The sequence below is a fragment of the Sphingobium sp. LF-16 genome, from assembly GCF_003711185.1.
In the GTDB taxonomy this organism is placed as follows: Bacteria; Pseudomonadota; Alphaproteobacteria; order Sphingomonadales; family Sphingomonadaceae; genus Sphingobium; species Sphingobium yanoikuyae_A.
On record NZ_CP029335.1, the window covers coordinates 1,601,919 to 1,615,718 of the forward strand.

General features: G+C 65.1%; 13 protein-coding genes. 1 reads left to right on the plus strand and 12 read right to left on the minus strand.

What is annotated here, in order from left to right; translation table 11 throughout:
• Window positions 1–105 precede the first annotated feature (105 nt).
• The 9 genes from DIZ22_RS07510 to DIZ22_RS07550 all read right to left on the minus strand — a co-directional run bounded on the left by DIZ22_RS07510 (window position 106) and on the right by DIZ22_RS07550 (window position 8,791).
• On the minus strand, window positions 106–897 hold the full coding sequence (locus DIZ22_RS07510) for a LysR family transcriptional regulator (protein ID WP_048937903.1): 792 nt from the start codon (window positions 895–897) through the stop codon (window positions 106–108).
• Window positions 894–1,292, minus strand: coding sequence for a Co2+/Mg2+ efflux protein ApaG (gene apaG, locus DIZ22_RS07515; protein WP_004207375.1), 399 nt, complete (start codon window positions 1,290–1,292; stop codon window positions 894–896). The genes DIZ22_RS07510 and apaG overlap by 4 nt, the downstream gene beginning before the upstream one ends.
• Window positions 1,293–1,324: 32 nt before the next feature.
• Window positions 1,325–2,533, minus strand: coding sequence for an aminotransferase class I/II-fold pyridoxal phosphate-dependent enzyme (locus DIZ22_RS07520; RefSeq protein ID WP_048937904.1), 1,209 nt, complete (start codon window positions 2,531–2,533; stop codon window positions 1,325–1,327).
• Window positions 2,530–3,528: a threonine dehydratase gene (locus DIZ22_RS07525; RefSeq protein WP_048937905.1), complete on the minus strand. Its 999-nt coding sequence runs from the start codon at window positions 3,526–3,528 to the stop codon at window positions 2,530–2,532. Before DIZ22_RS07525 ends, DIZ22_RS07520 begins: the two co-directional genes overlap by 4 nt.
• Before the next feature lie 184 nt (window positions 3,529–3,712).
• Complete coding sequence (locus DIZ22_RS07530) at window positions 3,713–4,129, minus strand: hypothetical protein (protein WP_048937906.1); 417 nt, start codon at window positions 4,127–4,129, stop codon at window positions 3,713–3,715.
• 85 nt (window positions 4,130–4,214) lie between these two features.
• Window positions 4,215–5,258, minus strand: coding sequence for a 3-isopropylmalate dehydrogenase (gene leuB, locus DIZ22_RS07535; RefSeq protein ID WP_017502837.1), 1,044 nt, complete (start codon window positions 5,256–5,258; stop codon window positions 4,215–4,217).
• 120 nt (window positions 5,259–5,378) lie between these two features.
• On the minus strand, window positions 5,379–6,113 hold the full coding sequence (recO, locus tag DIZ22_RS07540; protein ID WP_048937907.1) for a DNA repair protein RecO: 735 nt from the start codon (window positions 6,111–6,113) through the stop codon (window positions 5,379–5,381).
• A 38-nt stretch (window positions 6,114–6,151) separates the two neighbouring features.
• A complete protein-coding gene (locus DIZ22_RS07545; RefSeq protein WP_122928076.1) occupies window positions 6,152–7,132 on the minus strand; it encodes a TerC family protein in 981 nt (326 codons plus the stop codon).
• 141 nt (window positions 7,133–7,273) lie between these two features.
• Complete coding sequence (locus tag DIZ22_RS07550; protein ID WP_122928077.1) at window positions 7,274–8,791, minus strand: acetyl-CoA hydrolase/transferase family protein; 1,518 nt, start codon at window positions 8,789–8,791, stop codon at window positions 7,274–7,276.
• A 116-nt stretch (window positions 8,792–8,907) separates the two neighbouring features.
• Between DIZ22_RS07550 and DIZ22_RS07555 the strand changes: the two genes are divergently transcribed.
• Window positions 8,908–9,795 carry a LysR substrate-binding domain-containing protein gene (locus tag DIZ22_RS07555; RefSeq protein WP_122928078.1) on the plus strand — a complete coding sequence of 296 codons (888 nt, stop codon included), beginning with the start codon at window positions 8,908–8,910 and terminating at the stop codon, window positions 9,793–9,795.
• On the opposite strand, the gene DIZ22_RS07560 is transcribed toward DIZ22_RS07555, so the two are convergent.
• The 3 genes from DIZ22_RS07560 to uvrC form a co-directional block, all read right to left on the minus strand.
• On the minus strand, window positions 9,792–11,318 hold the full coding sequence (locus tag DIZ22_RS07560) for a methyl-accepting chemotaxis protein (RefSeq protein ID WP_048937910.1): 1,527 nt from the start codon (window positions 11,316–11,318) through the stop codon (window positions 9,792–9,794). The genes DIZ22_RS07555 and DIZ22_RS07560 overlap by 4 nt on opposite strands.
• A complete protein-coding gene (locus DIZ22_RS07565; RefSeq protein WP_048937911.1) occupies window positions 11,315–11,566 on the minus strand; it encodes a hypothetical protein in 252 nt (83 codons plus the stop codon). The genes DIZ22_RS07560 and DIZ22_RS07565 overlap by 4 nt, the downstream gene beginning before the upstream one ends.
• 153 nt (window positions 11,567–11,719) lie before the next feature.
• Window positions 11,720–13,633, minus strand: a complete 1,914-nt coding sequence (gene uvrC, locus DIZ22_RS07570; protein WP_048937970.1) for an excinuclease ABC subunit UvrC — start codon at window positions 13,631–13,633, stop codon at window positions 11,720–11,722.
• Window positions 13,634–13,800: the final 167 nt, after the last annotated feature.

Consider the following 13,800-nt stretch of genomic DNA (forward strand, 5'->3'; position numbering starts at 1 on the left):
AAGGAGCGCGTAACAATCCATCACCAGTTGGACATTTAATGTCGAAATGTGCGGGAAATATGCGAAGTTAAGCGGACGAAATCCTATTTTCCCGGCCCCGCCGGGTCAGGTCGTGAGCGCCTCGACCAGCGCCTTGACCTTCTTCTGGCGCCATTGCGGCAACGGCGCGATCAGCCAGTAGCTGAGCATCGTCGGCAGGGCATCCCCCACCTTGCGCACCCGTCCATTCTCGATATCCGCCTGTGCCAGCAGCAGCGGCACGCTCGCCCGGCCAAAGCCGTTCGCCGCCGCCTCGATCGCCAGGCCCGCATCCGCGACCCGGATCGCGGCCGGCAGGTCGCCCGAGGGACAACCGGGCCACTCGATCCGCTGCTCCGGCCCACCCGCCGCCGCTTCCACGGTAACGAAGGCGGTTTCGCCGATCTTGATGCCCTCATGCTCGCCCGCGCCATCGGTCAGGCGCAGCGCCAGGTCCAGATTGGCCTCGGTAAAGTCCAGCGCCTCGTCGGCGGCGACCAATGAGAAGGTCAGGCCGGGCTGGCTCGCGGCATAGGCGGCCAGGCGCGGCTGCAGCCATTTGGCGGTGATGTCGCGCGGCGCCGCGATCGTCAGCGACGAACTGGACTGGCCCGCCTGCATCGCCCGCACCGCTTCCTCGAACTCCAGGAAACCGGCGCGTAGCGCTTCTAGCCCCGCCTCGGTCTCGGGCGTCAGTTCCAGCCCCTTGGGCGTGCGGCGGAACAGCACCACGCCCAGCATATCCTCCAGCGCGCGGATCTGCTGACCGACGGCCGCCGGCGTCACCGCCAGTTCGTCCGCCGCGCGGGTGAAGGACAGGTGACGCGCGGCGGCATCCAGCACGCGCAGGCCGTTGAGCGGCAAATGGGTCCGCTTCATTCGGCCACCGCCGGCGCGATCAGCGCGAAATGGGGAATGGTCACCTCGAACGTCTCGCCATCGGAACCGATCATCGTATAGGCGCCGCGCATCGACCCCGTCGCCGTGTTGAGCGGGCAGCCCGACACATAGTCATAGCTTTTGCCCGGTTGCACCACCGGCTGTTCCCCGATCACGCCTTCACCCTCCAATTCCTGCTGAATGCCCCGCCCATCGGTGATGATCCAGTGACGGCTCAGCAGTTGCACCGGCTGTTCGCCCTGATTTTCGATCCGGATATGATAGGCCCAGAACCAGCGCCCCCGGTCCGGCTCCGACTGTTCGGGCAGGAAAGTCACGGCGACATGGACGATGATGTCCCGCGTCGTCGCGTGCAGGGGGAACAATGCGTTCATATCTCCCGCATGCGCCTCCCTGCCCGGTTCCGTCAACGCCCTATCGTCTTGAGCGCCTGGTCGAAGTCCGCGATCACATCGTCGGGATCTTCCAGGCCGACGTTCAGCCGCAGCATATCCTCGGTGATGCCGACTTCCAGCCGCGCCTCTTCGGCCATGCCGAAATGGGTGGTCGATGCCGGATGGGTCATCAGCGAACGCGAATCGCCGATATTGTTGCTGATGTCGACCAGTTCCAGCGCGTTGAGCAGGCCATGCGCCTCAGCCCGGCCACCACCGGTGTAGATGGAAAAGATCGGCCCGGCCGCTTCCATCTGCCGCATCGCCAGCGCGTGCTGGGGATGGCTTTCCAGTCCCGGATAATTGACCTTGGGCAGGCGGGTTTCCAGGAACTGGGCTACCTTGAGCGCATTCTCGCTCTGGCGGCGAATGCGCAGGTCCAGCGTCTCCAGCCCCTTCAGCACCACCCAGGCATTGAACGCGCTGAGCGTCGGGCCGGTGTTGCGGTGGAAGGGCAGCAGCACATTGTCGATCCAGTCGCGGCTGCCGCAAATAGCGCCGGCCAGCACACGGCCCTGCCCGTCCATCATCTTGGTCGCGCTATAGGCGACGACATCGGCGCCGAACTCCATCGGCCGCTGCAGCGCGGGCGAGGCGAAGGCATTGTCGACAACGGTGGTGATGCCGCGTGCCTTGGCGATCGCGCAGACGGCGGCGATGTCGACCACGTCCATGGTCGGGTTGGCCGGCGTCTCGAAGAAGAAGACCTTGGTATTGGGCCGTGCCGCCGCTTCCCAGGCGGCAACGTCGCTGCCGTCGATCGTCGTCGTCACGATGCCGAACTTGGGCAGCAGCGTGTCGACCAGCCAGCGGCAGGAACCAAAGGCCGCCTTGGCCGCGACGACATGGTCGCCGGCCGACAGCTGGCACAGCAGGGCAGCGGTCATCGCCGCCATGCCGGTCGCGGTCGCGCGGCAGGCTTCGGCGCCTTCCAGCAGGGCGATGCGCTGCTCCAGCATCTCGACGGTCGGGTTCTGCAGCCGGCTATAGGTCATGCCCTGCTGTTCACCGGCGAAGCGCGCGGCGGCATCCTCGGCCCGGTCATAGCAATAGCCGCTGGACAGGAACAAGGCCTCGGACGTCTCGCCATATTCGGTGCGCGCGGTGCCGCCCCGGATGGCCAGCGTCGCCGGCTTCCAGTTCTTGGTGATCTCAGGGTTCTGACCGCTCTTCCGCTTCATATCGCCTTCCGCATATCCGTCGTGACGCGCGGCGTTTCGCCGCCCAATATCTGTGCCATCTGGCTCATGTCGCCATTACCGCCCGAGAGGATAACCGCAACCTTCTTGCCGCGCATCTGCTCCTTTTCCTGGATCAGCGCGGCCAGCGCCACCGCACCGGCGCCCTCGGCCAGATTATGGGTGTCCTGCCAGTAGATACGGATGGCATCCGCCACCTCGTCATCGGTGACGCCGACGAAGCGGTCGGCGCGCGGCCCGAAATAGTCGAGCGCGGCCTGGACCGGGGTGCAGACAGCAACGCCATCGGCAAAGGTATAGGCGGTCGGACTGGTCAATAGCTTGCCCGCCTCGAACGAGCGCTTGGCGGCATCGACATGGGCGGACACGACGCCGACGACCTTGGTCTTGAGGCCCAGCGCATCCCTTGCCGCAATCGTGGCGCACAGGCCCGATCCGCAACCGACGGGAACATAGACGGTGTCCAGGTCCGGCACAGCATCGAACAGTTCCAGCCCATAGCTGGCGACACCGCGCACCAGTTCCGCATGATAGGCCGGGACCATGAACAGCCCCTGCTCGGCGGCCAGGCGCACCGCCTCCGCCTTGGCACTGTCGAAATCATGGCCATGTTCGATCAGGGTGGCACCGAATGCCCGCATTGCGGCATTCTTCTCCAGCGCATTGCCATGGGGGACAACGATCGTCGCCTGGAGGCCGGCGGCGCGGGCCGCGCGCACCTGCGCCTGGCCATGATTGCCGCGGGTCGCGGTGATGATGCCCGTCACCTCGGGATGGGTGCGGCGCAACCAGTCGATATAGGTGATGGCCCCACGCACCTTGAAGGCGCCGGTCGGCGTGTGGTTCTCATGCTTGACCCAGGTTTCGACGCCGATCCGCCCGGCCAGCAACGGCCAGGCATATTGCGGGGTCGGCGGCACCTGGTCATGGACCATGGCGGCGGCGGCACGAAGGCTGGGCAGGGAAAAGTCGTCCATGCCGCTGCCTAGCTGGCGCGTGGAAGAGCCGACAGGACCGATATGCGCGAATTGGCCCCCTAGAGCCTGATCGTTTGAGGCGGAAGCGCCTTGCGCTTCCACCGATAGCGTGAATCAGGCTCTATTCTTGGATGCTAGACCTTGATTCACGCTTCAGGCAGATTCAGCCTGAAGCGATCAAGGTCTAGGCGGCCCTTCGCACCCTGCCCTCGATCAGTGGATGCAGATGCGCCTCTTCCCACTCCATATGGTCATAGAGGGAATCCTGCAGCGCCAGCGTCGCCCGCTTGTAATTGCCCCAGTCGGCCGCGATCTGGGCCGGGGTCCATTGCTTGATATGGTCGCTGTAACGCAGGAACAGGGCCACCATGGTACGGCCATGCTGATGCACGATCGGCTCGGCCTCCATCGCCAGCGGCCCCTGGCGCAAGCCCCGCGCCAGCATGTCCTCACGCCCCATATGGTCGCGGAACAACTGGGCGAAGCGGATGCGCCAGCGGGTCAGAAGTGCCATGTCGCGGACGTCATCGTCCATCATGCTGGCAAAATCCCGCATCATGCCCCGCAGGACATGATGGTCTTCAATCAGTTCAGTCGGCATTTGCGTCCCCATTCACCGCTCATATCGACCGGAAACGAAGAAACTTTACGTTCGCGTCATGCAAATGCGACGAACCGAAGCGGAATTAAAGCGCAGCGAGGACCGCGTCGCCCATCTCCACCGTGTTCATCGTGCCGCCCAGATCCGGCGAACGGGCGCCGTCGGCCAGCGCCTTGGCCACCGCCGCCTCGATCCGGTCGGCCGGCTCGGGCAGGTTCAGCGAGTAACGCAGCATCATCGCCGCCGACAGGATGGTCGCCAGCGGATTGGCCTTGCCCTGGCCGGCAATGTCGGGCGCAGACCCATGGATCGGTTCATAGAGGCCCTGGCCGCTGCCGTTGAGCGTCGCCGACGCCAGCATGCCGATCGAGCCCACGCACATGCTCGCCTGGTCCGACAGGATATCGCCGAACATGTTGCCGGTGACGATGACGTCGAACTGGCCGGGGTTGCGGACCAGCTGCATCGCGGCATTGTCGACATACATGTGGGTCAGGGCGACGTCGGGATATTCGGCCGACACCTCGATCACCACGTCGCGCCACAACTGGCTGGTTTCCAGCACATTGGCCTTGTCGACCGAGCAGAGCTTGCCACGACGCGCACGCGCCGCCTGGAAACCGGCATGGGCGATGCGGCGCACCTCGGCTTCATTGTACGACATGATGTCATAACCTTCGCGCAGGCCATCGGCGGTGGTGCGCATGCCCTTCTCGCCGAAATAGACGTCGCCATTGGTTTCGCGCACGATCAGCAGGTCGATCGAGCCGGCCACTTCGGGCTTCAGCGCGCTTTCATGCGCCAGTTCGGGGAAGACCTTGGCCGGGCGCAGGTTGGAGAAGAGGCCCAGCTCCTTGCGCAGGCCCAGGATCGCCTGTTCCGGACGCAGATGACGCTCCAGCGAGTCGCAGTCGGGATCACCGACCGCGCCGAACAGGATCGCGTCGGCGCGCTTGGCAATGTCCAGCGTCTCGGGCGGCAGCGGATGGCCGACCGCCTTATAGGCCGAACCGCCGACCAGACCCTCTTCATAGGTGAGTCCGTCGATCGCCAGCGCATCAAGCACGCGCTTCGCCTGCGCGACGATCTCGGGGCCGATACCATCTCCAGGGAACAGGGCGATCAACATGGGAAACCTCTTTCTAAATCTCTGCCGCCACGGTTCCGCGAAAGAAAATGGCCGCCGCTGCCCGACGGGCGAACGGAGAATGCGGAAACGGCGCGCCCGCCCTTGCAAAAACTGCGCGCGTTACGCAACCGCTCTTTTCAGCCGATCGACCAGTCTTTCGCGCGCGGCCAGCACATCGGCCCGCCTTTCGGTCAGCACGGACCGCTCCAGGAAGAAGCCGGTCAGGCGCAATCCATCCATGATCTGCGGCCAGTGGCCAGCCCCGCCTTGCAACAGGAAAGGCGGCAGCGGCAGCAGGCGCGCCTCATAGCCCTCCGCCCCCGCCCGGCTGACCGCCGCCGCGCTGCGCGGGCTGACAAAGGCCAGGTCGTCGGCGGTGCCGGTCGCGGCGCAGCGGCTCAGATCAAGGCCGAAGCCCAGTTCCGCCAGCAACAGCAATTCGTAGCGGACCAAAGCCGCCGCCCAGCCCCGCGCCGCCGGCGCCGCCTCGACCGCGCCAAGCACGCCGTCGAGCGCTTCATAAAGCGTCGGATAGGGCGTTCCTTCCGGCAGGGCCGCCGCCGTCAGCGCGCAGGCCCAGTCGATCGCTGCCGCCGGCAATGGCTCGCCCAGCAAGGGCGCGCGGCTATGCTCCAATTCGACGGTCAGGCTCGCGAGCTGATCTTCGGTACGGGCGCGGAACTCGGCCTTCACCGCATTGCCCGGCAGCAGCACCGGGCGTAGCGCCCGCGACCGCCCGCCGCGCACATAGCCCGCGACCAGCCCATGATCGGGCGTCAACAGCCGCGCGACCGCGCCATGTTCGCCATGGGCGCGCAGCGCGCAGACGATGCCGGATGTGATGAGGACGGGCATGGCGCCTTCCTATCGACGATCCGGCATCCGTGCCAAATCTAATGTTGCGGCTGCGCCTCGCCACGGGTGCGCCACAGCGACAGGCCGATGCCTGCACCCAATACCCCGGCCGTCACCAGCAGGGAAAAGGCCGGCGGGATCTTCTCCAGCCCCAGCGCATCGGCCAGGAAGATCTTGGCGCCGATGAAGATCAGCACCACCGACAGCGCATATTTGAGATAATGGAAGCGGTGAACCGCCGCCGCCAGCGCGAAATAGAGCGCACGCAGCCCCAGGATCGCGAAGATGTTGGAGGTATAGACCAGATAGGGATCGGTGGTGATGGCGAAGATCGCCGGCACGGAATCCACCGCGAAGATGACGTCGGCAATCTCGATCATCACCAGCGCCAGAAACAGCGGCGTCGCATGGAGCAGCGGCTTGCCGCCCGGTTCAGCCGGCTGGCGCACGAAGAAATGATCGCCCTCCACCCGGTCGGTCACGCGCATGTGACGGCGCAGGAAGCCGAGCAGCCGGTTCCCCTCCATCGTCTGTTCCTTGCCGACCGTCCACAACATGCGGATGCCGGTGAAGATCAGGATCGCCGCGAAGAAATAGAGCGCCCAGGAGACATTCTGGACCAGCGCCGCGCCCAGTCCGATCATGATCGCGCGCAGGACGATCACGCCGATGATGCCCCAGAACAGCACCTCATGCTGATAGCGGCGCGGCACATGGAAGAAGGAGAAGATCATCGCGATGACGAAGACATTGTCGAGCGCGAGCGATTTTTCGACGACGAAGCCGGTCAGATAGGCGACCGCTGCCTCCTGCCCCATCTGCCAGGCGATCCAACCGCCAAAGGCGAGGCCAATGGCGATGTAGAAGCCGGCCAGCTTCACGCTCTCGCGCACGCCGATCTCGCGCTGCTTGCGATGCAGCACGCCCAGATCCAGCGCCAGCAATGCGAGGATGATCGTCAGGAAGAGCGCCCACATCCAGATGGGCTTGTCGAGAAAGTCGGTCGTCAGGAAATCCATGATAGGTCCGTGCTGCGAATATGCAGGTCAAGCGGACGGCATGGCTCCCGGTTCCCTCAGCGGGAATATGTCGGAAAGCGGCAATCGAACAGCAATGATCAGTGGCCCGGCGCAGGTCAGGCTGCACCGGGCCATTGATGATCAGCCCGGCATCATCGTGCCGGTATCGATGAAGCGCTGGTGCCAGGCAAAGGCCTCGGCCGGCAGCATCGGCGACTGCAGGCCATAGCTGCCCTGCATCGCCCGCCTGAAATAATCCTTCAGCATCGGACGATAATCGGGATGGGTGCAATTGTTGATGATCAGTTCGGCCCGCTGGCGCGGCGCCAACCCGCGCAGGTCGGCCAACCCCTGCTCAGTGACGATCACCTGCACATCCTGGTTGATATGGTCGACATGGCTGGCATGCGGCACGATCGCCGAAATCTTGCCCTGCTTGGCGGTCGAGGGCGTCATGAAGATCGACAGATAGGCGTTGCGGGCAAAGTCGCCCGATCCACCGATGCCGTTCTGGATGCGCGATCCCATGACGTGGGTGGAGTTCACATTGCCGTAGATATCCGCCTCGATGAGGCCGTTCATGGCGATGCAGCCCAGGCGGCGAACCAGTTCGGGATGGTTGCTGATTTCCTGCGGGCGCAGGATCATCTTGTTGCGGAAGCGGGCCATGTCGGCATTGAGCCGCGCCGCCGCCTCGGGGCTGAGCGAGAAGGCGGTGGCGCTCGCCATGCGCAGCTTGCCGGATTCCAGCAGGTCGAGCATGCCGTCCTGAATGACCTCCGTATAGGAGACCATATTGTCGAACGGAGCGTCGATCAGGCCGGTCAGCACGGCATTGGCGATATTGCCGACGCCCGACTGGAGCGGCAGCAGCGACGCCGGGATGCGACCCATCTTCACTTCATGGCCGAGGAATTCGAGCAGATGGCCGGCAATCGCCCGCGCACTGTCATCGGGCGGGGTGAAGGGCGCGTTGCGATCGGGCGAGTCGGTTTCGACCACCGCCAGCACCTTGGCGGGATCGACCCGGCAATAGGGTTCGCCGATGCGATCGTCGGCGCGGGTCAGCGGGATCGGCACGCGGCTCGGCGGCAACGCCGTGCCGTAATAAATGTCGTGCATCCCTTCGAGCGCGGCATTCTGCCAGCTATTGACCTCCAGGATCACCCCCTTGGCGCGATCGAGCCAGGTCTTGTTGTTGCCGACCGAGGCGGACGGGATCAGCAGGCCGTCGGGAGTGATGCCGGTCACTTCGACCACGGCGACATCCAGTTCGCCCAAAAAGCCCTGCCACGCCATCGGGGCGACCTGGCTCAAATGCATGTCGAAATATTGCATCTCGCCGCGGTTGATCCGCTCGCGGGCGATCGGATCGCTATTATAGGGAAGACGAAATTCGACGCCGTCGGCCTTGGCGAGCGCACCGTCCAGTTCCGGCCCGGTCGACGCGCCGGTCCACACCTTCACCCGGAACGGATCACCAGCGGAATGGGCGGCGGTGATTCGATCGGCCAGCGCCAGAGGGACGGCCTTGGGATAACCCGAACCGGTGAAGCCGCTCATGCCCACGGTCATGCCGTCGGTAATCAGGGCAGCTGCGTCCTGCGCGCTGCGTCTTTTTGCCGCAAACCCTGCATGACCGATACGATCCGATGCCATCCTCTCGTCTCCATTAAATGTCTGACTGGCGTCCCTGCGCCGGCGCTTAGGTCTGGCTTTTCCGTTCTCCGCACAATAGGGATTCCCGGCACAATATCTGTGCAGGACATGTTCAAATGAGCGACCTGCTTCTTTCGATCCGCACCTTCATACGGCTATGCGAAAAGCCCAGTTTCACGCGCGTCGCTGCCGAGATGCATGCGAGCCACACCACCATAGCCCGCCGGCTCGATCAGGTGGAAGCCCATTTTGGTACCGTGCTGTTCCATCGCACCACGCGCCGGCTGGTCCCGACGCCGGAAGCCGACCAGTTGCTGGTCCATGCCCGCACTCTGGTCGACGCGCTGGAAGTGGCCGAACAGGAATTGCGCCCGGTCCAGGGCGATGTCAGCGGCACGGTGCGGATCGGCGTCACCACCGCGCTGGGCCTCTATTATCTGGGCCTGCTGAGCCTGTTGAGCGATCAGCATCCCGGCCTGCGGATCGACATGGCGATGACCGACTGGCAACGCGATCTGGTCCAGGACCGGCTCGATCTGGCGCTGCGCGTCGGCCAGGTCGGGGACGATATGCTGGTCGTGCATCGGCTCGGTGCCCTGCCCCGCATGTTGGTCGCCCATCCCGACTATGTCGCGCGCCATGGCCTGCCCGCCAGCGCGGACGATCTGCCGAGCCATCGCTGCATCGCCTATGGCTATGGCGACCTGCCGGCCAAATGGACCGTGGACGGCCGCGACCAGTTGATCAGCGGCCCGTTCCGCAGCGACAATAGCGAGGCGGTGCATCGCGCCGCGCTTGCCGGCCTCGGCATCGCGATGCTGCCCGCCGTGCGGGTGGCAGACGATCTGGAGGCGGGGCGCCTCATGCGCGTCCTCCCCGCCAGCCAGATCGACCCGATCGACATTTTGGCGGTGCATCCCGCGCTGAAACGCCTACCCGCCCGCGCCAGGCTGGTGCTCGATTTCCTGAAGGCGAATTTCCCCGGCGACCCGCCCCAGCGCTAAGCGGCGCGCAGTTCCTCCAGCACGTTACGCACCGTTTCCTGCAATTCCTGCGAACGACTGGACAAGGCCGTCGCCGCCGCGTCGGTTTCGCCCATGGCCGATTGCGCCTCCGCCAGCGCCAGGCTCAGCGCTTCGGCCTGGGACGCCGCTTCTGCGATATGGCGGGCCATCTCCTCGGTTGCCGCGGCGATCTCGCCGGTGGCGCGTATCTGTTCCGCCACATCATCGACGATGCCGGCGGTCGACCGGTCGATCGTGTCGGCCGATTGGGTCGCGACATCGATCGCGCCCGACACGCTGTCGGCCGCGCGCCGAATATCCTGCAGATAGATGTCGATCTGGCGGGTCGCCTCGGCCGTCTGCGCGGCCAGGCTCTTCATCTCCGACGCCACGACGGCAAAACCGCGCACCTCGCTGCCGCTACGCGCCGCCTCGATCCCGGCGTTAAGCGACAGAGTCCGGCTCTGCGCCGCGATCTGCGAAATCAGCGCGACGATCGAACTGGCAGAATCGACCGTCGCCGACAGCATGTCGACCTCCGGCGTCAGCGCACGGGTCGCCATGGCGCCGCGCAGCGCATTGTCGCGGGTGTGGCTGGCACTGCCGCCCACGCCATTGATCGAAATGGCCAGCTTTTCCGTGTCCTGCGCCACCGCGCGGACATCGCCATCGGCGCGGGCATGGGCCTTGCGCAATTCGGCCGAGCGCTGGGTGGTGCGATCGAGCAGATCGAACAGCCATTGCTTGCTGGCCGACAATTGCCCCGCCAGTTGGCCGAGGTCGCCGACCACCGCGCCCAGCCGCGCCTCCAGCGCATCGGCCACCAGCCGACGCCGCTCGCTTGCCTCTTCGGCCCGCCGCGCCGCCTCCTCGATCGCGCGCTGCCGGGTCGCAATCGTCTGCGCCCGTTCCAGTTCGGCCAGCGCGACCTCGGCCCGCTCCTTCGCCGCATCGGCTTCCTTGCGCAGCCCTTCGCTCCGCTGCCGCTCCTCGGTCTGCAGGCGGATGGTCTGGGTCAGCAGCGACACGATCCACCACAGCATCAGGGTCTGGATCACCACGATCAGCGCATGCACCAGCACCCGCGGCAGATCGCCCTCGCTGGCGAACACCCAGGCGGGATAGCTATAGTTGAGGGCCAGATGATGGAGCGCCGTCACGCCGGCCGCGAACAGCAACGCCCGCCGATCAAGCAGAACGGTCTGCGCTGCCAGCGCCGCAAAGAAGCCCATATGCATGTCCATCTGCCAGCCATGGCCGCGCAGCAGGAAGACATAGAGCGCCGGGATCGCCACCGATGTCACCGCCAGCGTCATGCGCGCCGGCGCCGCAATGTCGCGCCGCCGCACCATGATGGTCGGAAGCAGCGCCAGCAGCGCAGCCGCCAGCGCGCCGACTTCCGCATCGGGTGCCTTCAGCCACCAGCCGATCAGCATCAGTGCCGGCACATTCAGCCAGAATAGCCACATCAGCATGCGCGCACCGGCCAAGCGGATGCTTTCCATCGGGCGTTCGACGTTCATGCCCGCCCTCCCTTGCTGGCGCAGAGAAAATCGGGCGCCGCCAGCAGCAACACGCCGCGCGCCAGCATCGGCCAGCCCAGCCGATCGCGATCGCCCCGCACCACCAATGCCCCATCGATCTGCCCCTGGCCGACCGGGATCGCGCCGACTGCAATCAACCCCGCCGCCAATCCATGGCCGCTCGCCGTTGTCAGGGGAATGGCGAGCATGTCGCCACGCGCCGGCGGCGCCAGAACACCCGCCATCATCAGAAAAGCGACTGTCGCCAATTGCGCAGCCGCAAGCCCCCACCTGTTCCCCACTCTTGTCTCCCCCGCCGATCGGCTGGGGAAACATCACCAACAATTGTTAACGCGATACTTATGAGCCAGCAAAAATCATTGCGTCATCGTCACATTTTTTCAGCCGTGGAAATAATCATAGACCTGCTGCGCCACCGCCTTCGACACGCCGGGTGCCCGTTGCAGATCCTCCAGCGCCGCATCGCGCACCGCCCGCGCCGTCCCGAAATGCATCAGAAGCGCCTTTTTCCGGGCCGGGCCGATGCCGGGCACCTCGTCGAGCGACGACACGGTGATCGCCTTGCTGCGCTTCGCCCGATGCGCGCCGATGGCAAAGCGATGCGCTTCATCGCGCAGGCGCTGCATGTAGAAGAGCAGCGGATGATTGATCGGGAAACTCACCTCCTGCCCATCCATCAGGTGGAAAACCTCGCGCCCGTCGCGGCCATGATGTGGCCCCTTGGCGATGCCGATCATGCAGACATCCTCGATGCCCATATCCTCCAGCATCGCCCGCGCCGCCGACAATTGCCCCTTGCCGCCGTCGATCAGCACAAGGTCCGGCCATTCGCCACCGTCGCGATCAGGGTCTTCGCGCGCCGCCCGGCCAAAGCGCCGCTCGAACATTTCGCGCATCATCGCGAAATCGTCGTTCGATATGTCCGGGTTCTTCATGTTGAACTTGCGATAGGCGTTCTTGCGGAAGCCCTCCGGCCCGGCGACCACCATCGCCCCCAGCGCATGGGCGCCCTGGATATGGCTGTTGTCGTAGATCTCGATCCGATCGGGCACGCCGTCCAACCCGAAAGCCTCGACCATCTCGTCCAATATCTTGGCCTGGGTCGTGGTCTCGGCCAGACGCCGGTCGAGCGCCTCCACCGCGTTGCGCTGCGCCTGCTTGATCAGCCGCGTGCGCTCGCCGCGCTGGGGCACCTCGATCCGAACCTTGCTGCCCAGCCTTTCGCTCAGCGCCAGCGCCATCAGCTCGCACTCGGCCGGTTCACGGTCAGTCAGGATCAGCTTGGGCGGCGGCACTTCCTCGTAGAATTGCGCCATGAAGCTTTCCAGCACCTCTTCGGTCGCCACATCATTGGTGTGGACCGGGAAGAAGCTGCGATGCCCCCAATTCTGGCCGCCGCGGATGAAGAAGGCCTGGATGCACATCGATCCGCCCTTCTCCGCCAATGCGAAGATGTCGGCGTCGCCCAGCCCTTCGGCGTTGATCGCCTGCGATCCCTGGATGAAGGTCAGCGCCTTCAGCCGGTCGCGGATCATCGCCGCCTGTTCGAAATCCAGCGCCTCGGCCGCTGCCTCCATCGCCGCGCCCAGCTTCTGCTGCACGGCGGTCGACTTGCCGCCCAGGAAATCCTGCGCATCCTGCACCAGTTCGGCATAGCCGGCCGTGTCGATGCGATCGACGCAGGGCGCCGAGCAGCGCTTGATCTGATACAGCAGGCAGGGCCGCGAGCGATTGGCGAAGAAGCTGTCGGTGCAGGACCGCAGCAGGAACAGCTTTTGCAGTGCGTTGATCGTCCGCGTCACCGATCCGGCGCTGGCGAAGGGGCCATAATAGCGCCCCTTATATTTGCGCGCGCCGCGATGCTTCTGCACGCGGGGAAAATCATGATCCTCGCGCAACAGGATGAAGGGGAAGCTTTTGTCGTCGCGCAGCAGGACATTATAGGGCGGGCGGTAGCGCTTGATGAGCTGCGCCTCCAGCAGCAGCGCTTCCGCTTCACTGTTGGTAGTGACGATGGTCATGCTGCGCGTCTGCGCCACCATGCGCCGCAGCCGGTTGGGCAGCCGGTCGACCTGGGTATAATTGGCGACCCGGTTCTTCAGCGCCCGCGCCTTGCCGACATAGAGGACATCGCCACGCGCATCCTGCATCCGGTAAACGCCGGGCCGGGTCGGCAAGGTCTTCAGCGTCGTGCGGATCGCCTCCACGCCCGCATCGATATCGGGCTGGCTGCCGGTGACGGTATAGGTCGCCTTGTCTTCGTTGAAACGGTCGGGGGATTGCGGCTGCGACATGGCCGCAGAGATAGCGGCACCGGCGCGGATCGCAATGGCGGTGTGGAACAAAGGGCGGCCAACACCGGCATTCATGATTGCCATTCATGGCTGTGTTGCCGAAAGCCGGCCTAATCAACAGCCTGTCGACTTCCTACATGGGACAGGCACAGGCCGTCCCACGGCCC

Coding starts and splice junctions, on each gene's coding strand:
- DIZ22_RS07510 (WP_048937903.1), bottom strand. CDS start 897: ATGAAGCGGACCCATTTGCCGCTCAACGGCCTGCGCGTGCTGGATGCC.
- apaG (WP_004207375.1), bottom strand. CDS start 1,292: ATGAACGCATTGTTCCCCCTGCACGCGACGACGCGGGACATCATCGTC.
- DIZ22_RS07520 (WP_048937904.1), bottom strand. CDS start 2,533: ATGAAGCGGAAGAGCGGTCAGAACCCTGAGATCACCAAGAACTGGAAG.
- DIZ22_RS07525 (WP_048937905.1), bottom strand. CDS start 3,528: ATGGACGACTTTTCCCTGCCCAGCCTTCGTGCCGCCGCCGCCATGGTC.
- DIZ22_RS07530 (WP_048937906.1), bottom strand. CDS start 4,129: ATGCCGACTGAACTGATTGAAGACCATCATGTCCTGCGGGGCATGATG.
- leuB (WP_017502837.1), bottom strand. CDS start 5,258: ATGTTGATCGCCCTGTTCCCTGGAGATGGTATCGGCCCCGAGATCGTC.
- recO (WP_048937907.1), bottom strand. CDS start 6,113: ATGCCCGTCCTCATCACATCCGGCATCGTCTGCGCGCTGCGCGCCCAT.
- DIZ22_RS07545 (WP_122928076.1), bottom strand. CDS start 7,132: ATGGATTTCCTGACGACCGACTTTCTCGACAAGCCCATCTGGATGTGG.
- DIZ22_RS07550 (WP_122928077.1), bottom strand. CDS start 8,791: ATGGCATCGGATCGTATCGGTCATGCAGGGTTTGCGGCAAAAAGACGC.
- DIZ22_RS07555 (WP_122928078.1), top strand. CDS start 8,908: ATGAGCGACCTGCTTCTTTCGATCCGCACCTTCATACGGCTATGCGAA.
- DIZ22_RS07560 (WP_048937910.1), bottom strand. CDS start 11,318: ATGAACGTCGAACGCCCGATGGAAAGCATCCGCTTGGCCGGTGCGCGC.
- DIZ22_RS07565 (WP_048937911.1), bottom strand. CDS start 11,566: ATGATGGCGGGTGTTCTGGCGCCGCCGGCGCGTGGCGACATGCTCGCC.
- uvrC (WP_048937970.1), bottom strand. CDS start 13,633: ATGTCGCAGCCGCAATCCCCCGACCGTTTCAACGAAGACAAGGCGACC.